Origin of the sequence: Pelomonas nitida (genome assembly GCF_043555975.1) — a bacterium.
Taxonomy (GTDB): domain Bacteria; phylum Pseudomonadota; class Gammaproteobacteria; order Burkholderiales; family Burkholderiaceae_C; genus Pelomonas; species Pelomonas nitida.
The window spans coordinates 174,298-199,069 of record NZ_JBIGIA010000002.1; the positions used below are offsets into that span (position 1 = coordinate 174,298).

Annotated in this window: 20 protein-coding genes, 1 tRNA gene and 1 pseudogene; 17 read left to right on the top strand and 5 right to left on the bottom strand. The window is 67.3% G+C overall.

The features are described from left to right. Positions 1-72: 72 nt before the first annotated feature. Positions 73-1,065 (bottom strand): glucokinase, encoded by a 993-nt coding sequence (glk, locus tag ACG00X_RS03285; protein ID WP_394486518.1) that lies wholly within the window; start codon positions 1,063-1,065, stop codon positions 73-75. A gap of 329 nt (positions 1,066-1,394) precedes the next feature. On the opposite strand from glk, the gene ACG00X_RS03290 reads away from it, so the two are divergent. After that, on the top strand, positions 1,395-3,296 hold the full coding sequence (locus ACG00X_RS03290) for a glucokinase (RefSeq protein ID WP_394486520.1): 1,902 nt from the start codon (positions 1,395-1,397) through the stop codon (positions 3,294-3,296). Positions 3,297-3,403: 107 nt separating this feature from the next. Further along, positions 3,404-4,189, top strand: a complete 786-nt coding sequence (locus tag ACG00X_RS03295; protein WP_394486522.1) for a glutaminyl-peptide cyclotransferase — start codon at positions 3,404-3,406, stop codon at positions 4,187-4,189. Between the two features lie 111 nt (positions 4,190-4,300). Here ACG00X_RS03295 and ACG00X_RS03300 read toward each other — a convergent pair whose 3' ends face one another. Further along, positions 4,301-5,479, bottom strand: coding sequence for an acyl-CoA dehydrogenase (locus ACG00X_RS03300; protein WP_394486523.1), 1,179 nt, complete (start codon positions 5,477-5,479; stop codon positions 4,301-4,303). A 134-nt stretch (positions 5,480-5,613) separates the two neighbouring features. On the opposite strand from ACG00X_RS03300, the gene ACG00X_RS03305 reads away from it, so the two are divergent. From ACG00X_RS03305 to ACG00X_RS03355, 11 genes are all read left to right on the top strand, one after another. Further along, positions 5,614-6,516 carry a LysR family transcriptional regulator gene (locus tag ACG00X_RS03305; RefSeq protein ID WP_394486782.1) on the top strand — a complete coding sequence of 301 codons (903 nt, stop codon included), beginning with the start codon at positions 5,614-5,616 and terminating at the stop codon, positions 6,514-6,516. 208 nt (positions 6,517-6,724) lie between these two features. Then, positions 6,725-8,446 carry a DUF1800 domain-containing protein gene (locus ACG00X_RS03310; protein ID WP_394486524.1) on the top strand — a complete coding sequence of 574 codons (1,722 nt, stop codon included), beginning with the start codon at positions 6,725-6,727 and terminating at the stop codon, positions 8,444-8,446. Between the two features lie 8 nt (positions 8,447-8,454). After that, positions 8,455-9,852, top strand: coding sequence for a DUF1501 domain-containing protein (locus ACG00X_RS03315; RefSeq protein ID WP_394486525.1), 1,398 nt, complete (start codon positions 8,455-8,457; stop codon positions 9,850-9,852). Between the two features lie 281 nt (positions 9,853-10,133). Further along, complete coding sequence (locus ACG00X_RS03320; protein WP_394486526.1) at positions 10,134-11,258, top strand: ABC transporter substrate-binding protein; 1,125 nt, start codon at positions 10,134-10,136, stop codon at positions 11,256-11,258. A 640-nt stretch (positions 11,259-11,898) separates the two neighbouring features. Beyond that, positions 11,899-13,020: an ABC transporter substrate-binding protein gene (locus tag ACG00X_RS03325; protein WP_394486527.1), complete on the top strand. Its 1,122-nt coding sequence runs from the start codon at positions 11,899-11,901 to the stop codon at positions 13,018-13,020. Positions 13,021-13,096: 76 nt separating this feature from the next. Next, complete coding sequence (locus tag ACG00X_RS03330) at positions 13,097-14,218, top strand: ABC transporter substrate-binding protein (protein ID WP_394486528.1); 1,122 nt, start codon at positions 13,097-13,099, stop codon at positions 14,216-14,218. Positions 14,219-14,308: 90 nt separating this feature from the next. Then, positions 14,309-14,962, top strand: a complete 654-nt coding sequence (gene kynB, locus ACG00X_RS03335) for an arylformamidase (protein WP_394486529.1) — start codon at positions 14,309-14,311, stop codon at positions 14,960-14,962. Further along, the gene (kynU, locus tag ACG00X_RS03340; RefSeq protein ID WP_394486531.1) at positions 14,959-16,212 is read left to right on the top strand and encodes a kynureninase; all 1,254 of its coding nucleotides are present in this window, start codon (positions 14,959-14,961) and stop codon (positions 16,210-16,212) included. The genes kynB and kynU overlap by 4 nt, the downstream gene beginning before the upstream one ends. Positions 16,213-16,215: 3 nt before the next feature. After that, complete coding sequence (gene kynA / locus ACG00X_RS03345) at positions 16,216-17,043, top strand: tryptophan 2,3-dioxygenase (protein ID WP_394486532.1); 828 nt, start codon at positions 16,216-16,218, stop codon at positions 17,041-17,043. Beyond that, the gene (locus ACG00X_RS03350; protein ID WP_394486534.1) at positions 17,040-18,143 is read left to right on the top strand and encodes a hypothetical protein; all 1,104 of its coding nucleotides are present in this window, start codon (positions 17,040-17,042) and stop codon (positions 18,141-18,143) included. Before kynA ends, ACG00X_RS03350 begins: the two co-directional genes overlap by 4 nt. Before the next feature lie 133 nt (positions 18,144-18,276). Continuing rightward, on the top strand, positions 18,277-20,094 hold the full coding sequence (locus tag ACG00X_RS03355; protein ID WP_394486535.1) for an aminopeptidase P family protein: 1,818 nt from the start codon (positions 18,277-18,279) through the stop codon (positions 20,092-20,094). A 318-nt stretch (positions 20,095-20,412) separates the two neighbouring features. Here ACG00X_RS03355 and ACG00X_RS03360 read toward each other — a convergent pair whose 3' ends face one another. Then, a complete protein-coding gene (locus ACG00X_RS03360) occupies positions 20,413-21,129 on the bottom strand; it encodes a helix-turn-helix transcriptional regulator (protein ID WP_394486536.1) in 717 nt (238 codons plus the stop codon). 66 nt (positions 21,130-21,195) lie between these two features. On the opposite strand from ACG00X_RS03360, the gene ACG00X_RS03365 reads away from it, so the two are divergent. The 4 genes and pseudogenes from ACG00X_RS03365 (at position 21,196) to ACG00X_RS03380 (ending at position 22,804) form a co-directional block, all read left to right on the top strand. Beyond that, positions 21,196-21,576 carry a hypothetical protein gene (locus ACG00X_RS03365; RefSeq protein WP_394486537.1) on the top strand — a complete coding sequence of 127 codons (381 nt, stop codon included), beginning with the start codon at positions 21,196-21,198 and terminating at the stop codon, positions 21,574-21,576. 52 nt (positions 21,577-21,628) lie between these two features. Next, positions 21,629-21,718 (top strand) — tRNA-Ser (locus tag ACG00X_RS03370). A 260-nt stretch (positions 21,719-21,978) separates the two neighbouring features. Continuing rightward, positions 21,979-22,101: pseudogene (locus ACG00X_RS03375) on the top strand (IS3 family transposase); the annotation flags it as partial. A 166-nt stretch (positions 22,102-22,267) separates the two neighbouring features. Then, on the top strand, positions 22,268-22,804 hold the full coding sequence (locus ACG00X_RS03380) for an ATP-binding protein (RefSeq protein WP_394486538.1): 537 nt from the start codon (positions 22,268-22,270) through the stop codon (positions 22,802-22,804). 404 nt (positions 22,805-23,208) lie between these two features. Here the strand turns inward: ACG00X_RS03380 and ACG00X_RS03385 are convergent, their stop codons facing one another. Together ACG00X_RS03385 and ACG00X_RS03390 are read right to left on the bottom strand one after the other, a co-directional pair. Further along, on the bottom strand, positions 23,209-24,036 hold the full coding sequence (locus ACG00X_RS03385) for a DUF3037 domain-containing protein (RefSeq protein ID WP_394486539.1): 828 nt from the start codon (positions 24,034-24,036) through the stop codon (positions 23,209-23,211). Next, positions 24,033-24,752: a HipA family kinase gene (locus ACG00X_RS03390; protein ID WP_394486540.1), complete on the bottom strand. Its 720-nt coding sequence runs from the start codon at positions 24,750-24,752 to the stop codon at positions 24,033-24,035. Before ACG00X_RS03390 ends, ACG00X_RS03385 begins: the two co-directional genes overlap by 4 nt. Between the last annotated feature and the right edge of the window lie 20 nt (positions 24,753-24,772).

The following is a 24,772-nucleotide window of genomic DNA, read 5'->3' on the forward strand; positions in this document are numbered from 1 at the left end:
GGCCGTTCGCCCCGGACACCCAAGCGCCGATCGGCGCAACGCCTCGGACGCCCGATCCGCGCTCCGGCGACATCAGGCGTCCGACTGCTCCAGCGCGAGCGACGCGCCGGAGAGCGCCGCCAAGGTGTCGGTGATCAAGGCCGTCCGAATGCCGGCGAGGAAAGGCTGGAAGCGCCCCTTGGCCTCGAAGCGCTCCCGGAACGCGGACTGGAAGAAGCGCTCCCCCAGCCGCGGCACGATGCCGCCGCCGATGAACACGCCGCCGCGCGATCCCAGCGTGAGCGCCACATTGCCGGCAAAACCGCCGAGCATGGCGCAGAAGACGTCCAGCGTGCGCGAGCACACCGCCGACTCGCCCGACAGCCCCCGCGCCACGATCTGCTCCGTCGTCAGCGCTGCGGCGTCGGCGCCCTGCCCCAGCACGCCGGCCACCGCACGGCACAACACCGGCAGGCCGATGCCCGACAGGAAGCGCTCGGCCGACACGTGAGGGAACTCGCGGCGCGCCTGGCTCAGCACATCGCTCTCGAAGTCATCCGCCGGGGCCAGCGTCATGTGGCCGCCCTCACCCGGCAGCGCCAGCCAGCGCCCGGGCGCACGCGCCACACCGCCGACGCCAAGCCCGGTGCCGGGGCCGATGACCGCCAACACCGTGCCGGTCGGCGCGTCCGCGGCTGGCTCCGGCGCCTCACCCCAGGGCCGCAGCTGCTGCGCGGTCAGGCGCGGCAGTGACAAGGCCTGGGCCTCGAAGTCATTCAGGCAAAGCAAGGTCTTCAAGCCCAGGTCGGCCTGTGTGGCCGCGCGCGAGAAGCCCCAGGCACCGTTGGTGAGCTCGATGTGGTCGCCGTCCAGCGCGGTCGCCAGCGCGAAGGCCGCACTCTGGGGCTGGGCCTGGCCCGGCGGCTGGCCGGCCAGGTAGGCGCGGACGGCCGCCGCAGGCCCGGCATGCGCCGCGACAGACAGCACGCGCACGTCTTCCACGGCCGCGCCGGGGCCCGGCACCGTGCCGAAGCGCGCGTTGGTGCCGCCAACGTCGGCCACGAGCCAGGGGTAAGGCGCGCTCATGGCCGGCCTCCGACAGGATGCAGGCGACACGGGACGGCGAGGCTCAGGACGGGTGGGATCACAGCGGGCTTTGGGGGGTGGAATTCTGGCGGGCCGAACGGTAGCAAAACTACATGATTCCGACAATATGGCGCCTCCCAGCCCCGCCAGGCCGACGTTAATTTCAACACCGGCGGGCGGCGCTGCCCATGACAATGCGGGACAAGCGTCGCCGGCGGCTGTAGTGAAGCTACAGCCGCATACCCCCCCCAACCCTCTGCGCCAACCCACTGCATCAACCGGCGGCCCCGACCGCTGCCCACCAGCCCGGGCACCGCGCCCCAACGCCCATGCACCGCTTCGACAGCCCCCGCCTGCTTGCCGACATCGGCGGCACCTATGCCCGCTTTGCGCTGGAAATCGCGCCGGGCGAGTTCACGCAGATGGCGTCGCTGCCCTGCGCCGAACACGTGGACTTCCATGCCGCGGTGCTCGCCTATCTCGCCCGGCTGCATTGGCCGGATGGCGCGCCGCAGCCGATCGCGCACGCGGCCATCGCCACCGCCAACCCGGTGGAGGGCGACCGGGTCCGCATGACCAACTCCCAGTGGCAGTTCTCCATCGACGAGATGCGCCAGCGGCTAGGGCTGGACACGCTGGTCGTCGTCAACGACTTCACGGCGCTCGCCATGGCGCTGCCGCGCCTGGCCGAGCCCGATGTCCGACAGGTTGGCGGTGGCCAGGCTCGACGACCCAGCGTCATCGGCCTGCTGGGTGCTGGCACGGGCCTGGGCGTGTCGGGGCTGATCCCGGCCGGCGAAGGCTGGATCGCCCTGGGCACCGAGGGCGGCCACGTCAACTTCGGGCCGCGCGACGCGCGCGAGATGGACATCCTCAGGTTCGCCTGGAAGACGCTCGACCACGTGTCCTGCGAGCGGCTGATTTCCGGCCCCGGCCTGGAGCTCATCCACCGCGCGCTGGCCGAGCGCAACGGCGTGAACGCCGAGGCGTTGCCGGCACCCGCCATCACGCAACGCGCGCTCGAGGCGGGTGACGCCCTCTGCCTGGAGACGCTGGACGTGTTCTGCGGCCTGCTGGGCTCGGCCGCCGCCAACCTGGCGGTGACGCTGGGCTCGCTGGGCGGCATCTACATCGGCGGCAGCATCGTGCCGAGGCTGGGCGCCTACTTCGACCGCAGCCCGTTCCGCGAACGCTTCGAGGACAAGGGGCGCTTCCGGGCGTACGTGTCCGCGATCCCGACCTTCGTCATCACGGCCGAGCACGCCACGTTCAAGGGCGCGTCGGCCATCCTCGAGAACCAGTTGCGCAACCTCCAGGCGTCGCCCGGCTCGGCCATCCTGGGCCAGGTTCGCCGCGCGCGCAGCGAGCTGTCGCCGGCCGAATTGCGCGTGGCCGACCTGGTGCTGGCGCAACCCCGCTCGGTGCTGAGCGACCCCATCGCCGAGATCGCCCGCGCCGCCGGCGTCAGCCAGCCCACGGTCATCCGCTTCTGCCGGTCGCTGGGCTGCGAAGGCCTGTCGGACTTCAAGCTGCGCCTGGCCTCGGGCCTGACAGGCACCGTGCCCGTCACGCACACGCAGGTCAACACCAACGACTCCATGCTGGAGCTGGGCGCCAAGGTGCTGGGCAACACGGCCAGCGCCATCCTGCAGGTGCGCAGCCACCTGAACCGCGACACCATCGACCGAGCCATCGAGACGCTGCTCGCCGCCAGCCGCATCGAGTTCTTCGCGCTGGGGCATTACGGCGTCGTGGCTCAGGACGCGCAGTTCAAGTTCCTGCGCCTGGGCATGCCCTGTGGCGCCTACACCGACCCGCGGCTGCAGCTGCTGGCGGCCGACGTGTTGCGCGAGGGTGACGTCACCGTCGTCATCAGCAGCGGCGGGCGGCTGCCGGAGCTGCTGTCGGTGGTCGACAAGGCCCAGGCGCGCGGCGCCCGCGTCGTGGCCATCACCGCAAGCCAGAGCCCGCTGGCCAAGCGGGCGGATGTGGCCCTCATCGTCGACCACGTCGAGGACATTGCGACGCAGCTGCCCATGGTCAGTCGCATCCTGCATCTGCTGGTCATCGACATCCTGGCCGTCGGCGTGGCGATGCGGCGCAGCCCCGACAGCGTGGCCGCGCTAGCCTCCGGCCCCGAAGCAGATGACGCCGGCACCGCGCGCGGTGGCGTGGCGCCGGGTGTCAGCACGGCTTCTCCGCTGGCACGACTGACGTCGCACAGCCGGTAGACCCGTCAGGCGGTCCGCCACCCAGGCAAGGCCTGGCCCTGGCCGCGGTAGCGCCGTTCACGCAGCTTCACATCGCCCCCACTGCGGCTTCGATTACGCTGACCACCATGCACGCGAATTTCCGTTCACACCGCCGCAGCCTGCTCGCCGCACTGGCCGGCGCCCTCCTCGCCCCGGCCGCGCCAGGCGCGCTGGCCGCCACGCCCGTGCAGGGCTTCAAGGTCATCCACAGCTACCCGCACGACCCCGACGCGTTCACCCAGGGCCTGTTCTTCCTCGACGGCTTTCTGTACGAAGGCACGGGCCTGCACGGCCGCTCCAGCATCCGCAAGGTCGAGCTGGAGACCGGCAAGGTGGTGCAGCAGGTCGACCTGCCGGGCGAGGTGTTCGGCGAAGGCATCACGCTGTGGGGCGATCGCATCATCGGCCTGACCTGGCAGGATGGCATCGCCTTCGTGCTGGACCTGAAGACCTTCAAGCTGTGGCGCAAGTTCAGCTACCCCGGCGAGGGCTGGGGGCTGACGAACAACGGCAAGGAGCTGATCCTCAGTGACGGCACGCCCGAGCTGCGCTTCCTGGACCCGCTGACGTTCAAGGAGTTGCGCCGCGTGAAGGTCACGGCCGACGGCCGGCCCATCGACCAGCTCAACGAACTGGAATGGGTGGACGGCGAGGTGCTGGCCAACATCTGGCAGACCGACCGCATCGCCCGCATCAACCCCAAGACCGGCCACGTGACCGGCTGGATCGACCTGACCGGCCTGCTACCGCAGCGCCGCGGCAGCGATGACGTGCTCAACGGCATCGCCTACGACGCTGCGAAGAAGCGGCTGTTCGTGACCGGCAAGCTGTGGCCGACGCTGTTCGAGATCCAGCTGCAAAAAGCGCGCTGACCGCCGGGATTCCATCCCGGCCTCGAAGACGATCTCCCCATTGCCGCAGCCTCGCGCTGCCCCTGCCCACTGGCGGCGGCCGACCCGCTTGCCGCCGGGCCGGCCAAGTCATCAGAACGCCGCAATCCCCGTCTGCGCGCGGCCCAGGATCAGCGCGTGGATGTCGTGCGTGCCTTCGTAGGTGTTCACCACTTCGAGGTTGACCAGGTGGCGGGCGATGCCGAACTCGTCGGAAATGCCGTTGCCGCCCAGCATGTCGCGTGCCGTGCGGGCGATCTCCAGGCTCTTGCCGCAGCTGTTGCGCTTCATGATGGACGTGATCTCCACGGCCGCCGTGCCTTCGTCCTTCATGCGCCCGAGCCGCAGGCAGCCCTGCAGGCCCAGCGTGATCTCGGTCTGCATGTCGGCCAGCTTCTTCTGCACCAGCTGGTTGGCAGCCAGCGGCTTGCCGAACTGCTTGCGGTCCAGCGTGTACTGGCGGGCGGTGTGCCAGCAGTCCTCGGCGGCGCCCAACGCGCCCCAGGCGATGCCGTAGCGCGCGCTGTTCAGGCAGGTGAACGGGCCCTTCAGGCCGCGCACCTCGGGGAAGGCGTTCTCCTCGGGCACGAAGACCTTGTCCAGCACGATCTCGCCGGTGATGGACGCGCGCAAGCCCACCTTGCCGTGGATGGCCGGCGCGCTCAGGCCCTTGGCGCCCTTTTCCAGCACGAAGCCACGGATCTGGCCGCCATCGTCCTTGGCCCAGACGACGAACACGTCGGCGATCGGGCTGTTGGTGATCCACATCTTGGCGCCCGTCAGCTCATAGCCGCCGGGCACAGCGCGGGCGCGCGTGACCATGGAGCCGGGGTCGGAGCCATGGTCGGGCTCGGTCAGGCCGAAGCAGCCTATCCACTCGCCGCTGGCCAGCTTGGGCAGGTACTTCTGCTTGGTCGCCTCGTTACCGAACTCGTGGATGGGCACCATGACCAGCGACGACTGCACGCTCATCATCGAGCGGTAGCCGGAATCCACACGCTCCACCTCACGGGCGATGAGGCCGTAGGACACGTAGTTCAGCCCCGCGCCGCCGTACTCGGCCGGGATGGTGGGGCCCAACAGGCCCAGTTCGCCCATCTCGCGAAAGATGCCGGCGTCGGTCTGCTCCTTGCGGAAGGCCTCCAGCACGCGCGGGCGCAGGCGGTCACGGCAATAGGCGGCAGCAGCGTCGCGCACCATGCGCTCCTCATCGCTGAGCTGCTCATTCAGCAGCAGGGGGTCGTCCCAGTGAAAGCTAGCCTTGGCGGCCATGGCGATGTCCTCGTGATGCAAGCGCCGAACGGGCGCGCCGAGCGACCAGTATTTCGCGGGCATCAATTCGTGTCCAATTCAAGAATTGACTTCGACGATTCGCAATGCCTATTGAAAACCTGCCGGGCCGGGGGCTGGAGTTCCGCCATCTGCGGTATTTCCTCGCGGTGGCGGATGAACTGCATTTCGGCCGCGCCGCGCAGCGGCTGTCCATGTCGCAGCCGCCGCTGTCCGTCGCCATCCAGCAATTGGAGGCGAACGTCGGGGCCAGGCTCTTCGAGCGGGACAGCAAGGGCGTGCGGCTCACGCCGGCGGGCAGCGCGTTTCGCACCAGCGCGGCGGCGCTGCTGGCACGGGCCGAGGAGGCCTGCGCCCTGGCGCGCGAGGTGCAGGCCGGTGAGGTCGGCCGGCTGCGCCTGGGCTTTGTCGGCTCCACCTTGTTCAACGGGCTGTCTGGCTGGTTGCAGGCATTCCAGGCCAGCCATTCGCGCGTGGAGGTGGTCGTCATTGAGCTGAACTCGCAGGACCAGATCGAGGCCTTGCTGGCTGACGACCTGGATCTGGGCCTGGTGCACACCGACCGGCTACCACCGGCGCTGGATGGCCGGCCGCTGTACAGCGAGCCGTTTCTGGCCTGCCTGCCAGCCGATCACCCGTTGGCGCGCCTGGAGCGCATGCCTCTGGCCGCATTGAGTGATCAGCCGTTCATCCTGTTCTCGCGCAAGGGCTCGCCCGACTACCACGCGCGCATCATCGACATCTGCCGGCAGCACGGGTTCTATCCGCGGCTGCAGCACGAGGGCCGCCACTGGCTGTCGGTGGTGTCGCTGGTGGCGCAAGGCCTGGGTGTCAGCATCGTGCCGGCCGCATTCCAGCGCGCCGGCGTGCAGGGCGCCGTCTTCCGGCCGCTGCAGGAGGCCATCGAACCCTCAGCGGTGTTCGCCGCATGGCGGCGTGACACCGAGGCGGTGTTGCGCGAGCGGTTCCTGGCGGCGGGCAGTCGCGCGGCAATGCCAAAAAACGCCGACATCGAGTGATATATGTCCATCACTCACCATTAATTACAGGCCGGAAAAACGCCGCGTGCTGCAATGCAGGAGCCCCTGGCCATGGCGTGAACTGCGCGGAAGTTCCCGAGCGAGGGATGACGCCAGGGCGATCCGGCTCGCGGGCGCAAACGGATCAGGACGAGAGCTGCCACGACCGCGATTGGCGCCAACGATGACACGCAAGACGGGGACTCCAATGGGACCGAGGATCAGCCACCTGGCGGCCATGTTGTGTTTTGCCGCACTCACGGGCTGCGGCGGCGGCGGCAAGGATGCCGGCGCCACCAACGCCGCGAGCGCCAGCGGGACCGAGAGCGGCGCGCCCCCCGGCAGCACCGCCAAGGTTCACACCGTCGCCACGCCGGAAGAAGCCTCGCGGTTTCTGGCCCAGGCCACCTTCGGCCCGAACGAGGCCAGCATCACGGCGCTGAAGGGCCGCACGATCGAATCGTGGCTTGACGCGGAATTCGCCAAGCCGCAGCGCCTGCACGCCGACACCACCAACGCGCTCTTCGCTGCTGCGGGCAAGCAGGTCGAGAACGACTTCTACGGCAGCTGGTGGACACAGGCCATCACCGGTGACGACCAACTGCGCCAGCGCGTCGCCTTTGCTCTCTCGCAGATCATGGTCGTCTCGTTCGACCTGAACGCGCTGCGTTCACAGGTCGCCGGCATCTCAGGCTATTACGACGTGCTCGGCCGCAATGCCTTCGGCAACTTCCGCACACTGCTGGAAGACGTGACGCTGAACCCGGCCATGGGCACCTGGCTCGCCATGCTGAAGAACCAGAAGGAAAACGACAGCACCGGCCGCACCGCCGACGAGAACTACGCCCGCGAAGTGATGCAGCTCTTCACGATCGGGCTCCACAAGCTCAACGCGGACGGGAGCATCGTCACGAGCAACGGCGACCCCGTCGAGACCTACACCAACGCCGACGTCACCGGCCTGGCCAAGGCGCTGACCGGCTGGAGCTGGGGCGGCCCAGACAAAACAGCCAACCGTTTCTTCGGGCGCAACGGCGTGCTGGCCAGCAATCGCTGGCAGATCCCGATGCAGAGCTACGACGCCTACCACTCCACGGCCACCAAGACCTTCCTGGGCGTGACCACGGCAGGTGACGCCCAGACCGACCTCAAGGTGGCGCTGGACACCTTGTTCAACCACCCCAACGTCGGCCCGTTCATCGGCAAGCAACTGATCCAACGCCTGGTGACGAGCAATCCCTCGCCGGCCTACGTCGCCCGTGTCACCGGTTCATTCAACAACAACGGCGCCGGCGTGCGCGGCGACATGAAGGCCGTCATCCGCGCGATCCTGCTGGACGATGAGGCCCGCGACGTCGGTGCGGCCTACTCGCAGCAAGCCTCGTTCGGGCGCATACGCGAGCCCGTGCTTCGCCTGGCCAACTGGATGCGCAGCTTCGAAGCTGTGGCGCCGACCGGCTTCTACAACTTCGGCGCCACCGACGGGTCGCTGGGCATGACGCCGATGAATTCGCCGTCGGTGTTCAACTTCTACCGCCCCGGCTACGTGGCGCCGGCGTCCAAGACCGGCGCTGCCGGGCTCGTCGCCCCCGAGTTGCAGATCACGCACGAGACCTCGGTCGCCCAGTATCTCAACGTCATCGACGACATCGTCAGCAACCGCCTGGGCAACAACGGCAACCGGATTGCTGCAGCCTACGGCGCCGAGCGTGCATTGGCCGACACACCCGCTGCACTCGTGGACCGCGTGATCCTGTTGCTCAACGCGGGCGTCATGCCCGCCACCAAGCGGCAAGCCATCGTGGACGCCGTCACGGCGATTGCCATCCCGACCACCAACGCCGACAAGGCGGCCGCGGCGCGCAACAACCGGGTCTGCCTCGCCGTCTATCTGGTACTGGGTTCGGCCGACTACATCGTCCAGAAGTGAGCACGCCCATGAAGCCCGCCTTTGCCGCATCACGCCGCGAATTCCTCAGGCGCACCGCCGCGCTGTCTTCGCTCGGAACAGCCGCCCCGTTCGCCCTCAATCTGGCCGGCATCGGTGCCGCGTCGGCGCAGTCCGCCGGCGACTACCGCGCCATCGTTTGCCTGTTCATGTTCGGCGGCAACGACCACAACAACACCGTCATCCCCTACGACACTGCTTCGTACGCGGCCTACCAGGCGGCACGCGGCGGGCTGGCGCTGCCGTACGCCAGCCTGCTGGAGATCACGCCCGCCACCTCGCAAGGCAGCGGCCGCCGCTTCAGCCTGCCCGCCGAGATGACGGAGTTGCAGGCGCTCTTTGCCGCCAAGAAGGCGGCCCTGCTCGGCAATGTCGGCCCCATCATCGCCCCGACGACGCTTGCGGACTTCAAGGCCCAGCGCAACCTTCCCGGCCGGCTCTTCTCGCACAACGACCAGGTCTCCACCTGGCAGGCCTTCAAGCCCGAGGGTGTACGCATCGGCTGGGGCGGCCGCATCGGCGATCTGCTGATGAGCCAAAACAGCGACGCCACGTTCACGTCCATCTCCGCCAGCGGCAACGCCGTGCTGATGTCCGGCAACACCGTGCTGCAGTACCAGGTCTCGACGTCGGGCGCCATCCGGATCGGCGCCACGACCAGCAGCCTGTTCGGCTCCGCGAAGTCGGCTGCGGCCATCCAGGCGCTGGGCATGGCGGGCGGCGACAACCTGCTGGAGCAGGACCATGCCGCCATCGTCAAGCGCTCCTATGTCGCCGCAGACAAGGTGGCGACCGCGCTGGCGGGCTACCCCGCCACCGACCCCGCATTCACGCTGCCAACCGCGCTGGCAAGCGACAGCCTGGGCCTGCAGTTGCAGATCGTGCTGCGCATGATGGCTGCACGCAGCACGCTGGGCGCCAAGCGACAGGTTTTCTTCGTCGGTATCGGCGGCTTTGACACGCACGACGATCAACTGACCCGCCAGCCGGCCTTGCTCGCGCGCGTGTCCAAGGCCATGGACTATTTCCATCGAGGCACTGTCAATCTGGGCATCGAGAACCAGGCCACGCTGTTCACGGCCTCCGACTTCGGTCGCACCCTCGCCAGCAACGGCGATGGCTCGGACCACGCCTGGGCCAGCCACCACTTCATCGTCGGCGGCGCGGTCAAGGGCGGCGACGCCTACGGCGACCTCCCCGAGGTGCGCATCGGCACTGCAGCCAATCCCCATCCGCTGGACACCGGCGGCGGCCGTTACATCCCGACCACCTCGGTCGATCAGTACGCCGTGACGCTCGCGAAATGGATGGGCGTGCCCGCCAGCGACTTCAACCTGGTTGCACCGAACATCGGAAACTTCAGCACACCCACGCTAAATTTCCTCTGACCAATAACTATTTCACTAAGCGGCGCAATCTTCATCGGTTGCGCCGCTTTTTTCTTGGCACGACGCCCTCGAACACCCGTCTAGCGGCCAGAACGGCACCTCAGCACGCCGGGTAACAATTTCGATCGATGCCGCAGTGCGATCTCGCAGGAACAGCTGGTTACCGCATGCTGAAATGGTTAGCTCATAGCCTCCGGCAACGCAACACGCAACAGCTGGTGGCACCAATCACACTGCCACCAGCCGCCCATTGAAGCGGACGTGCGCAGACAGGAGTGTTCATGCATCCGATTCGCACATTCACCACGCGCGTCCTGCTCGGCGCGCTGCTTGCGGCCGGCCTGGTCTCTGAGTCAGCGTTGGCCGACATCGTCATCGGCCAGACCGCCGGCCACAGCGGCACGGTCGCGTCCAGCGTCAAGGAAACGACGCAAGGCGCCAAGCTGTACTTCGACATCGTCAATGCGGCTGGCGGCGTCAACGGCCAGCGCATCACGCTGGTGTCGCTGGACGACAAGTTCGACCCCAAACTGGCGGCCGCCAACGCCAAGACGCTGATCGACCAGGGCGTTATCGCGCTGTTCCTGACGCGCGGCACGCCTCACACGCAGGCCATCATGCCGTTGCTGGTCGAGCACAAGATTCCGCTCGTCGCCCCGTCCACGGGCGCGATGGTGCTGCACAAGCCGGTGAATCCCTGGCTGTTCAACGTGCGCGCCACCTACCAGCGCGAGGCCGAGCGCTCCATCGAGCACCTGAGTCTGATCGGCATCGAGCGCATCGCGCTGGTTCAGGTGGACGACACGTTCGGCGATGACGCCGTGCAAGGCGCGCTGGCGGGCCTGACCAAGACCAACAAAACCGCCGTTGCGCACGAAAAATACGACCGCGCCAAGCCGGACTTCGCGGCCATCGTGCCCCGCGTGATGGCCAAGCAGCCGCAGGCCGTGCTGTTCCTGGGCTCGGGCTCCGCCGTCGTGCAGGGCATGAAGGCCGTGCGCGCGACGGGGTCGACGGCGCAGCTCGTGACGCTGTCCAACAACGCCTCTGCCGGCTTCATCAAGGACCTGGACGAGGTCGGCCGCGGCGTCATCGTCAGCCAGGTCTTCCCGTACGAGCGCTCGCTGACCAAGCCCATCATCAAGGAGGCCGCGGAAGCGGCCCAGCATGCCGGCGTCGAGCTCACGCCCACAGGGGTGGAAGGCTTTGTCTCGGCCAAGTTGTTGGTGGAGGCATTGAAGAGAGCGGGCAATCAACCCACGCGCCAGAGCCTGCGCACCGCGCTGGAGAAGCTGAACCACCTGGACCTCGGCGGTGTCGAAGTTGGCTACAGCACGACGGACCACACCGGACTGGACTACGTGGACCTCGCCATCGTTGACCAGAACGGCAAGTTCCGCCGCTGAGGCGACATGCCGGGCCTCATTCGCCACCTCCGGGTCATCGCTGACGCCGCAACTGAGCGAATGAGGCGAGCGATGGTGACAACTTGTTTCCACACTTGCAGCAATTCGACCCGCTTTTAGGGGGTTGACCGCGGTCTTTGAATCGGTCCTGCAAGCGATTCAGGGCATGAGGCCGCGCCGCCAGTTCGCCGACCAGGCCGCGGCGTCGTCACTGCCGCATCGCGTGACAAGCCCCACCAGGCGGGGCTTGTCGGCGGTTTGAGGCGACGGCCGACGCCGCGGTCATCGAGCCACGGCGTCGCATGAATCGGGCTCGGCGCGGCCACTTCGCGTGGCGCCACCGCCATGTCACGTCACGACCCGGGAGGGTCGTTCGGCCCGCGCAGCGCTGAAACACCGCACTACACCTTCACCGGCAACCCTCGCAATACCGAGTCATAGACTGCCGGCACCCGTTGACCTCATGCAGCGCGTGAAGGCGTCGATTTGTTCGCACGCCCTTGCGCTCGTGTGCGGAGCTTGCTGCTGCAAGACGGGCCGGCGCATGCTCGAATGCTGCGTTTTCACGGCTCACTACCCTGAGCCCCCACGCCACACGCCTCCGCAAAACACCAACGGCGGAAGCTTCCCGGAGACAACAATGAAGCCTTCACGGCAAATCGCCCATCGCGCCCTCGCCGCCCTGTTGATGGCAGCCGGCCTGATCGGCGCAGCACAAGCGGACATCATCATTGGCCAAACCGCCGCCATCACCGGCCCGGTGGCCGCCAGCGTCAAGGAAGTGACGCAGGGCGCCTCGATGTACTTCGACGCGGTGAACGCCGAAGGCGGCGTGCACGGCGAAAAGATCAAGCTGGTGTCGATGGACGACAAGTTCGATCCCAAGCTGTCGGCCATCAACGCCAAGGTGCTGATCGACAAGGGAGCGACCGCACTCTTCCTCACGCGTGGCACACCGCACACGCAGGCCGTGCTGCCGCTGCTAACTGAATACAAGATCCCGCTGGTGGCGCCCTCCACTGGCGCCATGATCCTGCACAAGCCCGTGCTGCCCTGGGTGTTCAACGTGCGCGCCAGCTATCAACGCGAAGCCGAACGCGCGATCGAGCATCTGAGCCTGATCGGCATGACCCGTATCGCCATTGCGCAAGTCAACGATTCCTTCGGTGACGATGCAGCCCAGGGCGCGCTGGTCGGCCTGGCCAAGACCAACAAGCAAGCCGTCTCCCATGTGAAGTTCGACCGCAACAAGCCGGAGATGGAGTCTGTCGTGACCACGGTGCTGGCCACGCAGCCGCAGGCCGTGCTGTTCATCGGCACCGGCGCGGCCGTCGCCGAAGGCATGAAGGCCGTGCGCGCCAAGGGCTCCACGGCCCAGCTCGTCACGCTGTCCAACAACGCCTCGTCCGGTTTCATCAAGGACCTGGGCGACATCGGTCACGGCGTCATCGTCAGCCAGATCTTCCCGTACGAACGCTCCATCGCCAAACCCCTCATCAAGGATGCAATGGAAGCCGCACGCAAGACCGGCGTCGAACTCACGCCCAGCATGGTCGAAGGCTATTCGTCTGCCAAGGTGCTGGTGGAAGGCCTCAAGCGCGCCGGCAAGCAACCCACGCGCGAGGGCCTGCGCAAAGCCCTCGAGACCATCAGCCGCTTTGACCTTGGTGGCGTCGAGGTCGGCTACAGCGCCGCCGATCACAGCGGCATGGACTACGTGGACCTGGCCATCGTCGATCAGTCGGGTAAATTCCGACGCTGAGCTCGCGGGGCCCTTGAGGCCCCTTTCCTTTTTTTGCTCCCGCCGTAGGGCGGGATGTCGCCCACGGAGGCCCCACATGACGTCCACCCGGCACTTCACCCGCCGAATCATCGCTACCGCCTTTGCCGCAGTGGGCCTGCTGGCCACGGCAAGGGCCGACATCGTCATCGGGCAAACCGCCGCCATCACCGGCCCGGTGGCCAGCAGCGTCATGGAAGTGACACAGGGCGCCAAGATCTACTTCGACAGCGTGAACGCCACCGGCGGCATCGGCGGGCAGAAGATCAGCCTCGTGTCGCTGGACGACAAGTTCGACCCCAAGCTCTCTGCCGTCAATGCGCGCAAGCTCATCGACCAGGGCGTGCTCGCGCTGTTCCTGACCCGCGGCACGCCGCATACCCAGGCGGTGCTGCCGCTGTTGGCCGAGCACAAGATCGCCCTCGTCGCCCCGTCGACAGGCGCCATGGTCCTGCACAAGCCGGTCAACCCCTGGCTGTTCAACGTCCGCGCCTCCTACCAGCGCGAGGCCGAGCGCGCCATCGAGCACATGGGCGTGATCGGCGCGACGCGCATCGCCATCGTCCAGGTTGACGATTCCTTCGGCGACGACGCCGCCGCCGGCGCGATGGCGGGGCTCGCCAAGGCCAAGCACACGCCGGTGGCCCACGAGAAATACGGGCGTGACGCGCCGACGCTCGGACCGATCGTCGACCGCCTGATCACCAAGCAGCCGCAAGCCGTGCTCTTCATCGGCACGGGCGACGCGGTGGCGCACGGCATGAAGGCGCTGCGCGCCGCCGGCTCCACGGCGCAGCTGATCACGCTGTCCAACAACGCCTCGGCCGGCTTCATCCGTGACCTGGGCCCCGTGGCGCGCGGTGTCATCGTGAGCCAGGTCTTCCCGCACGAGCGCTCCATCGCCCATTCGATGATCAAGGACGCACTGGAAAGCGCGCGCAAGGCTGGCCTGGAACTCACGCCCAGCATGGTGGAAGGCTACGCGTCCGCCAAAGTGCTGGTCGAAGGCCTGCGCCGCGCGGGCCCCAAGCCGACCCGCCAGTCGCTGCGTGACGCACTGGACGGCATGAAGCGCTTCGACCTGGGCGGCATCGAACTGAGCTACACACCGGCCGACCACAGCGGATTGCAATACGTGGACCTGGCCATCCTCGACGAGACCGGCAAGTTCCGCCGCTGAAGCGGCGCCCGCGCACTGGCGGGCAATTGACACCGCGTTGGAATTCACCGACACCATGAGCTTGCCGCCGCAGCTATGGTGTCGCCCGCCATGCCTTCCTCCGCCACGCCCGTCGCCCCACCGCGCCTGTGGGATATCTCGCCCCTCGTTGCCCCTGATGCGCCCATCTTCCCCGGCGACGAGCCCTACCGCCTGACCTGGACGGCGCGGCTCACGCCGGGCTGCCCCGTGAACCTCAGCGCGATGACGATGTCGCCCCACGTGGGCGCGCACGCAGACGCGCCGCTGCACTACGCCAACGATGCGCCCGCCATCGACGAGGTGCCGCTGGACACCTACCTCGGCCGCTGCCGCGTCATCCATGCCATCGGCGCCGCGCCGCTGATCCTCGTCGAGCACCTGCGCCACGCCGAGGCCGAGCTGCCGCCGCGGGTGCTGGTGCGCACGCTGGCCCGGGCCGACACCCACTGGAACCCCGGCTTCAGCGCCTACGCGCCCGAGGCCGTGGACTGGCTGGCCGCGCGCGGCGTGAAGCTCATCGGCATCGACACGCCCAGCGTCGACCCGGCCGACTCCAAGGCCCTGGACAGCCACCAGCAACTGCGCCGCCACGACCTGCGCGTGCTGGAGAACCTCGTGCTCGACGACGTGCCCGAGGGCGACTACGAGCTGATCGCCCTGCCGCTCAAACTCCAAGGCGCCTGTGCCAGCCCGGTGCGCGCCATCCTGAGGGACCTGCCATGAATCTCGACGATGCGAACCGCCTCGACGCGGCCGACCCGCTGCGCGCCCTGCGCGAGCTCTTCACGCTGCCGGAGGGCCTGACCTACCTGGACGGCAATTCCCTGGGCGCCCTGCCCCGCGCCACCCCGGCGCGGCTGCAGCGCGCCGTCGAGCAGGAATGGGGGCAAGGCCTGATCAAGAGCTGGAACAGCGCGGGCTGGATCGACCTGCCCCGCCGCCTGGGCGACCGGCTGGCGCCCTGGCTGGGCGCGCGCCCGGGCGAGGTGCTCGTGGCCGATTCCACGTCGGTCAACCTCTACAAGGTGCTGCACGCCGCGCTGCAGCTGCAGCAGGGCCAGCGCAAAGTCATCGTCAGCGAGCGCAGCAACTTCCCGACGGACAACTACATCGCGCAGAGCGTGGCGCGCGCACACGGCGGCGAACTCATCCTCGTCGAGCAGCCCGAAGACATCGCGCCGCTGCTGGACGAGCGCTGCGCCGTGCTGATGCTCACGCACGTCAACTACCGCACCGGCCGCATGCACGACATGGGCTTGCTGACGCGCTGGGCGCAGCAGGCCGGTGCGCTCGCCGTGTGGGACCTGGCGCACAGCGCCGGCGCCGTGCCCATCGACCTGCTGGGCACCGCCGCCGATTTCGCCATCGGTTGCGGCTACAAATACCTCAACGGCGGCCCCGGCGCGCCGGCCTTCGTCTGGATGCACCCGCGCCACGACGGCCAGATCTGGCAGCCGCTCACCGGCTGGCTGGGCCATGCCTCGCCGTTCGACTTCGACAGCGACTACCAACCCGCGCCGGGCATCCAGCAATACCAGTGCGGCACGCCGCCGCTGCTGTCGATGACGGCGCTGGACACCGCGCTGGATGTCTACGACGCGGCCCAGAAGCTCGGCGGCATCCGCGCGCTGCGCAACAAGTCGCTCGCGCTGACGGAGGCCTTCATGGGCGCCGTGGAAGAGCGCGTGCCGGGTGCCGCCATCGCCACGCCGCGCGACGCAGCGCTGCGCGGCTCGCAGGTGTCGTTCGCGCTGCCGCGCGGCACCGATGGCTACGCCGTCATGCAGGCGCTGATCGCCCGCGGCGTCATCGGCGACTTCCGCGCGGGCGACCCCGAGCTGCTGCGCTTCGGCTTCGCGCCGATGTACAACGGTTTTGCCGACGTCGTGCGGGCCGTGGACGCGCTGGAGGACATCATCGCGACACGGGCCTGGGACCGCCCCGAGTTCATCAGCCGCTCCAAGGTGACCTGAGCCATGTCGACCGTCGAACACCACGGCGCCCAGCTCGATTTCTCGCGCGACATGAGCTATGGCGACTACCTGCAACTCGATGCCATCCTGAACGCGCAAACCCCGCTCTCGCCCGACCACAACGAGATGCTGTTCATCGTGCAGCACCAGACATCCGAGCTGTGGATGAAGCTGATGCTGCACGAGCTGCAGGCCGCCGTCGCCAACGTCGCGGCCGACCGCCTGCCCGAAGCCTTCAAGATGCTCGCCCGCGTGTCGCGCATCATGGAGCAGCTCGTGCACGCCTGGGACGTGCTCGCGACGATGACGCCGCCGGAGTACAGCGCCATCCGACCCTACCTGGCCAAGAGCAGCGGCTTTCAGAGCGCGCAGTACCGGCGCATCGAATTCATGCTGGGCAACAAGAACCCGGCCATGCTCAAGCCCCACGAACACCGGCCCGACCTGCTGGCGCAAGTCCGGCAGGCCTTCGAGGCGCCGTCGCTGTACGACGAGGCGATCCAGCTCATGGCCCGCCGTGGCGTCGCCGTGCCGACCGCCCATCTGCAGCGCGACTGGACCCAGCCCCATGTGGCCAGCGACGGCGTGAAGGCCGCCTGGCTCAGCGTCTACCGCGACCCGCAACAGCACTGGGACCTCTACCAGATGGGCGAGGAGCTGGTGGACCTGGAAGACGCGTTCCGCCTCTGGCGCTTTCGCCACGTGACGACCGTGGAACGCGTCATCGGCTTCAAGCGCGGCACCGGCGGCACCGGCGGCGTCAGCTACCTGCGCAAGATGCTGGACGTGGTGCTGTTCCCGGAGCTGTGGGCCTTGCGGACCGAACTATGAGGCTGGCGCTCGCGCTGCTGTCCATCTCCGCGTCCTCCCAGGCTGCGGACCGCAGCTTCCAGGCCGAAGGCGTGGACACCGGCGCCGGCATCGGCCCCCGCTGGGTGGCGCAGGCCGGCACCGGTGTGGCCGCGGCGGACGACCTCTACGCGATCTACACCAACCCGGCCGGCCTGCTGGGCGTGCAGGGCTTCGAGTTCAGCATCTCGCGTCAGCTCAACGCCCGGCTGCACGCCTACAACTTCATCGGCGCGGCCTGGCGGCTGCCACTGCCGCAAGACTGGGGTTTCAAGGCCACGGTGGCCGGCAGCTTCTACCCCCGCATCCACGCCCGGGCCAGCGGCAACTACACCGATACCGATTTCGAAAGCCTGTTCCTGCGCTTCCTGCTGCCCGGCGTGGACGGCAACTTCGATGGCGATATCGACAGCAAGACCAAGACCTGGCGCTACGCCGCCGCGCTCGCTCCGTCCGGCGACAGCCCATGGACCTTGGGCTTCTACGTCGACCGCATCGACTGCAAGTCCAACTTCTGCGGTGTGCATGCGCATTCCAACGGCTACACCGTGCAGTCCACCGGCGCCAGGGCCACGGCCTTCGGCCTGAGCCTGCGCTACCAGCTCAGCCCCGACCTGACGCTGGGCGCCCAGGTCAGCGACCTCAACACCAAGCTCGATATCCACGTCACGACCACCGACGCGGCCGGCACGCGCGAGTCCAACACCACAGCGCACTTCCCGCGCAAGCTGGCCGCAGGCCTGGCCTGGCGCTGGACGGGCGCCACGACGGTAAGCGGCGACATCGAGTCCACCCACGGCCGCTACGGCAGCACGCAGATCGACCTGCAGATGCTGCGCTTTGGCCTGGAGCACCGCATGGCACCCTGGGCCTGGCGAGCCGGGCTGCTGGTGCCGCTGCGCATCCGCTCCAGCGATTCAGGCCGGCTCAAGCTGCCTGCGCCGGCTGCACCCACCGCCGGCCTGGGCTGGCAGCAAGGGCCGCTCAAGGTGGACCTCGCCGTCTATGCCCATACCGCGATGAGCATGCACAAGGGCAAGCTCAGTCCGGCAGCAGACCTGAGCCTGACGCTGGCGTTCTGACCGGCAGTCAACGGCCACGACCGGCGCTACCCGTCGCCACCTGGGCCCGGCCGCCCCCCGGCTCCTACAATCTGCGGCACCCCTCCATGACCCGGCCCCCACCCGGTTCGGGTCCGCGATGAGGCCTGACGCCATGGACACCCGCACCTCCGAAACCCGACTGCGCATCGAGCGCCTGCGCGACGCTCTCGTCGCCCATCACGTGCACGCCGTGCTCGTGCCGTCCAGTGATCCGCACCTGTCGGAGTACCTGCCCGAGCGCTGGCAAGGGCGTCAGTGGGCGTCGGGCTTCACGGGGTCGGTCGGCAGCCTGGTCGTCACGCGCGACCGCGCAGCGCTGTTCGCCGACAGCCGCTACTGGACGCAGGCCGAAGCCCAGCTCGCCGGCAGCGGCATCCAGCTGGAGAAGATGAACTCCGGCGCGTCGACGATCTACATCGAGTGGATCGCCCAGCAACTGCAGCCCGGCGAGACGCTTGCCGTGGACGGCCAGGTGCTCGGGCTGGCGCTGGCCAACCAGTTGCGTGCCGGCCTGGGCCGCAAAGCCGTGGCGCTGCGAACCGACCTCGACCTGATCCAGTCAGCTTGGGACGACCGCCCCGGCTTGCCCGCCGCCCCCGTGTACGAGCATCTGCCGCCCCAGGCGGCCGTGCCGCGCGCCGACAAGCTGGCCCGCGTGCGCGCGGCCATGGCCGCCATCGGCGCGACACACCACCTGGTCTCGACCGTCGACGACGTCGCCTGGCTGCTGAACCTGCGCGGCAGCGATGTCGACTGCAACCCGGTCTTCATCGCCCACCTGCTGCTGGATGCCGCCAGCGGCCAGCTCTTCGTGGCCGACGGCAAGGTCCCTGCCGATGTGGCGGCGCGGCTCGCTGCCGACGGCATCCGGCTGTCGCCCTATGCGCAGGCCGCCTCGGCGCTGGCCGCACTGCCCGCCGACGCCACGCTGCTGATCGACCCGCGCCGCGTCACGCTCGGGCTGCGCGACGCCGCGCCGGCCGGCGTCAAACTCGTCGAGCAGATCAACCCGAGCACCTTGCTGAAGAGCCGCAAGACGCCGGCCGAGGCAGCCTTCGTCCGCGAGACCATGGCCGAGGACGGCGCGGCGATGTGCGAGTTCTACGCCGAGTTCGAGGCCTCGCTGGCCCGCGGCGAGCGCTGGAGCGAACTGGACATCGACACCCGACTGACGGCCGCCCGCAAGCGCCGCCCGGGTTTCGTCGGCCTGAGCTTCTCCACGATCGCCGGCTTCAACGCCAACGGCGCCCTGCCGCACTACCACGCCACGCCCGAGTCGTTCGCACAGATCGCCGGCGACGGCCTGCTGCTCATCGACTCCGGCGGCCAGTACCTGGGCGGCACGACGGACATCACCCGCGTGTGGCCGATCGGCAAGGTCAGCGCCGCTCAGAAGCGCGACTACACGCTGGTGCTCAAGGGCACGCTGGCGCTGTCACGCGCCCGCTTCCCGCGGGGCACGCTCAGCCCCATGCTGGACGCCATTGCGCGGGCACCGCTGTGGGCACACGGCCTGGACTACGGCCACGGCACCGGTCACGGCGTGGGCTACTTCATGAACGTGCACGAGGGGCCGCAGAGCATTTCCAAGGCCATCCCCGAGCCGAGCATGGCCATGGAGCCCGGCATGATCACCTCCATCGAACCGGGCCTCTACCGCCCCGGCCAGTGGGGCGTGCGCATCGAGAACCTGGTGCTCAACGTGGTGGTCGACACCCCCGAGAACCACGCCTTCGGCGAGATGCTGGGCTTCGAGACGCTGACGCTGTGCCCCATCGACACGCGCTGCATCGACACGAGCCTGCTGAGCGCCGACGAGATCGGTTGGCTGAACGACTATCACGCCACCGTGCGCGACCGGCTGCGCTCCCGCGTCGACGGCGCGGCACTCGCCTGGCTGCTGGCCCGCACCGAGCCGCTCGCGGCATGACCCGGCGGGCGGCCACGGGGGGATGACCCGCGACGGTGGCCGCTCGGCGCGGTGGCCCATCGCACATAAAAAAGCCCGCAGGAACCGATGAAGGAACCTGCGGGCGCAAGACGTTCGGGGGGCGCCGAACGAAAGAGTTGGTAAAGCTGTCTTTCAGCGAAACAGCTTCAGGAGCCGCCGCCGTACGGCAGCCCCAGCAATTCAGCAATGAACTTCCACATAAGCTCTCCACCTGGCCGATCGGCCGATTGCCAATGATCCACAGTCTGTAGGAAAGACAGCGCTGGCGGAACTACAAACCCTGGTAGTCCCGGTGACTCAGAGCAGGCCCAGCTCCAGGGCTTTCAGCACCGCCTGCGGCTTGGTGGAGACGTCCAGCTCCTTGAAGAGCTGCTTCATGTGGTAGTTAACCGTGTTCTCGCTGATGCCCAGCACCGAACCGGCGACCCAGGCGCTCTTGCCCTCCCTCGTCAACTGCAGGATCTGCAACTGACGCGGCGTCAAACTGGGCTTGCCTGCCTTGGCGCGGCTGGACACCAGCAGCCGTGCCGCTGCGTCCTGCGCGTGCACAGCCAGCAGCTGCAAGTCCGCGATCATCCGATTCAACTGCACCGGATCGGTCGGCAGCGGGGCCTCGCGGTCCACCCCCAGCAGAAAGCGCCGATGGCCCGGCATGTGCACGCTGACCGCAACACCGGTCCGGTAGCCGAACGGCGCCTGCATCTCCCACAGGTCGCCCGCCCCGGCTTTCACGTAGAGCTCTTGCTGATAGATCAACGGGGCCGAGTTCTGCATCAGATGACGATGCACCGGATCTCGCCGCGCATAAGACGCGTCGTTGAAGGCCTGCAGAAACGCCGTCGGCGTGTTGCTGACCGTGACGTATTCGGTTTTCGCGCCGGGCCCGCGATGTTCGATCGCGAGGACGCCGGCGACCAGGCCGAAATCCATGTCGTTGGCGAAGTCGATGAGGCCTTGGCGGAAGGACGCGAAATCGCCCGCCTGGCTGACTTGTTCGTACCGCTGCAGGTTCATCGGTGCACCACGCGCTACAAGGGTTGGTAGGCGCAACGCGCCATAGACAAACGCAAACTGCAAGTCATGCAGATGAAGACGGGCGAGCCGATGCAGATGGCAACGTGGCGACTGATGGCCTGCGAAACAGTCGTTAAGACTGTAAACGAGTTTGAAACGGCGTTCCACGCGCTGCGTCAAATCCGGCGCAACGTTCAGGCGGATCTGGCGCGCTGCGGGCTGCGCTGCGGGCAGGAACTGTGGTCAACCGAGGATGAGCCGCCGATCCGCATTGCTTGGGCATGGACGGAAATCCAGCCCGACGTCGTCGCCCTGTTCGACCCGATGAACATCCTTTGCAATGTGGCACTCATCGACGTTGACGGCCACGCGCTGGCGCGATCTCGCCGCATGCTCTACCTGAACGAAGTCGTGCATCGGTTGAACTGGCGTCACGGCCTCGATTGATGCGAGCTTTTCTCCAAGCGTCGCCAGAATGGGCTATGATGGCAGGCTTGCAGGAGAGGTGGATGAGCGGTTTAAGTCGCACGCCTGGAAAGCGTGTGTGGGCTAACCCCCACCGCGGGTTCGAATCCCGCCCTCTCCGCCAGAAAGCCAATAGCAAAGCGCCCAGACGGGCGCTTTTCTTTTTCTTTCTACCATTCAATCTACCATGCCAGATCTGATTGGGTTGGATGGCTTTCCAGCGCATTGGATGCGTCAGCTGGTCGGAAGCAGGCGCCCATCAGCCCTTCAGCACTAGACGCGCCAGCTCTTGCGCTCTTTGCGCCATTCCCTGAAGCGCTGCCGCCAGGTCTTGAACTCACTCTCTATCTCGAAAGCCGTCTCCAGATCGTCAATAGCACGGTGACCCGCAACGACGCCCGCGCCGACGTCTTCAGCTACATCGAGATGTTCTACAACCCCAAGCGGCGCCACGGCACTGCCGGCGGCACTTCGCCAGTAGAGTTCGAACGACGCCATTCCCAACGGCTCATGGGTGTCCCGGCGGCCACCCAAACTGCCCCACCTATGGCCACCCAAACTGCTCCACCCGGCCGGGGTGAATTGACCCATTGAGAACGGTGAGTCAGGCGCCTCAGCCCTGACGAGCAGGACGTAACTTTCGCCCCCTTGATCACGAGGGGGGATTCACGAGGTGAACGTCTTGAAGCCACATCTGCAAACCACGATCTGGACGCTGCTTCGCGCGGGCAACACCCAGCGCGAGATCGAGCGCCGCACCGGCGTCTCCCGCCACACCATCCGCGCTTGGGCCAAACGCTTTGAAGCCCAGGCCACCTTGCAGGGCCACGATGTGGCCTATGTCGAAGCCGACAGCGAGTTCGCCCGCTACGCGCTGGCCGACGCCGACGAACGCGCGCGTCTGCTCAAGGGCTGGGTGGCGGCTGACCTGCTGGTGCTCGATGACCTGTTCCTGGCCAGGCGCATCAGCGAGCACGCGGCCGAGCTGCTGCAGGCCCTGGTGCACCAGCGCTACAAGCTGCGCCGCTCCATCGTCATCACCTCCAACCGCGTTGTGCAGGACTGGGGCCGCTACCTCGGCGACGCCACCATGGCCACCACCATCCTCGACCGCCTCATGCACCGCTGCGCCATGTTGGAGTTCGAGGGCAAGAGCTACAGGCTCAAGGAGGCCGCAGCACGCCTGGCCATCACACCCGACCCCGCATAATCACCCCGTCCTGCCTGGAGCAGTTTGACTGGCCAAAAGTGGAGCAGTTCGGGGTGGCCATCGGGGATGGGTGTCTAGGGAACCCGGGTCGATTCACACCGTGACGGCGATGGCGCCGTAGGCCTGCGGCCGCTTTATGCGCACCCGCCGGGATCGGATGACGCGACGACGCTCGCGATGAACTTTTTTCAGGTGCTAGACGCTTAGGCGCCTCTGCCTTATGAACAGCTCGATGGTGGGTTTTTTCAATCTGCTTGCTCCCTGGCAAGCGATTGTCGGTCACGCCCAGTCATCAGCAGAGCCCACCTGGCGCGCTCCCCTCCGAGACTTGACGCCCCGCCGAATGCGGCCGCATTGCCCCTGACTCTTACGTGCCTACCGCTCTGCGGCGAGCGGTCCAACTTTCAGGCAGCCAGCGCGAAGCTCACAATTTCTGCGCGGTGGGACTCTTCAACCGGCAGCACTTCCTGCCTCCTCAGTTCGGTGCAGATCTCCGAGAAGGCTGCAAACCTCTTCGCATCGGCCTGAGAAGGGCCAGCAACGGCGAACAGCACGTCGGCCGGCAACAGGTTGCGAGCCCGGAGACGCCGGATCTTCTGCAGCCAGGCGTCACCGTGGTCATAAATGCCCATGGTGTCGTCCTGCGTCAGGTTGAAGGGCTTGATGATCTTCGCAGCGCTGCCACCGCGCTGCTGCACAAGCGGGAACCGCGCGTAAACGTCGTCATCACCTACCTTTGCCGGCTTGAAGGGCAGCGAAAGCTCCAGCGTGTTCAGCAGGGCCTTCAGGCGCTTCTCGATGCCCTGTTCAACGTACTCGGGGGTCGCAAAGGCTCTGTCGACGTAGTAGTCGTACTGACGCTGAAGCTCAGCCGCTGGGTCTTCGGTCACAACGGCCCGAGGTGCGCTGAAACGGACCAAGGTCTCGCGCGGGTGCGCAAGCGCATCGAACACCTGGCGCAAGTACTGGGCCCGATCAGACACCGGCGCCTTGGCCAAGACCTCGGCGGTCCTCTGCAGCTCAGCCCGCATGATCTGCAGCGCTCGCGCGTACACGTGCCGCGGCAGCTCATCAAAGAAGTCAGTCACCCGCTTGTGCTTGCGCGTCTGCAGCAGGAAGCCGAAGTAGCCCGTCTGGGGGCACATCAGGACCACACCGACGTTGGCAAACTCCCCAGTTTCCCGGTACGGCGCGAACTGGAGCACGGCGTAGCGGCAAGCGAACTTGTTCATTCCATCCTCCATAGGTCAAGGGTCGCACAACGAGAGAGAGTCTGCATCGCCTGGTCAACATCAAAGCGACAAGGCACGTCGAACTCAGAATTTTCCCATAGCCAGGCCTCAGGAGCGGTTCGTCGGGCCTCCTCTGCCGCGACGAAGGCCACAGCAAGGCGTTCCATGTACCGGTCGCGAACCACAAGGTCCCCGACGACCGCGTCCCACTGGCTGGCAAAGATGTGATGTTGAAGAAATTCCGTCGGGTTAAAGCCAGGAAGAAGTGCCAAGTTGTGATCAATCACAACCAAGGACTCGGCATCGGCGTCCCACAGGAGGTTGGAGTTCTTCACCAGGCGATCCGTGTTCTGAACCCACCAATCGAAAACCAGCACGTCGCGCTGCACCTCTACAGGCACCTGCCCCACCATCGCCGGCTCTAGCCAAGCGACATGACGATGCTGCTGAGACCCGAACGCTGGCAACGAACCCAGCGCGCGGTCCTCCCGCGGCAGCTCAGCGAGCAAAGCCTCGTCGATCTGCACCAGGCAGAAAGGCGGGATCGTCAGTCCCATCGCACGCGCAGCGTGGCCGCAGATCCACTCGGCCCAGAGGCTGGATCGGTTGGTCTGCTGACCCTTGACATAGTACAGCTCGCCGTCCTCACCTCGGCACAGATAGGGCAAGGACTTGCCCTGCTCTGCCCGCCCAATCACCTCGTGAATCTGCAGCACCGAACGTTCCCCCGTGACGC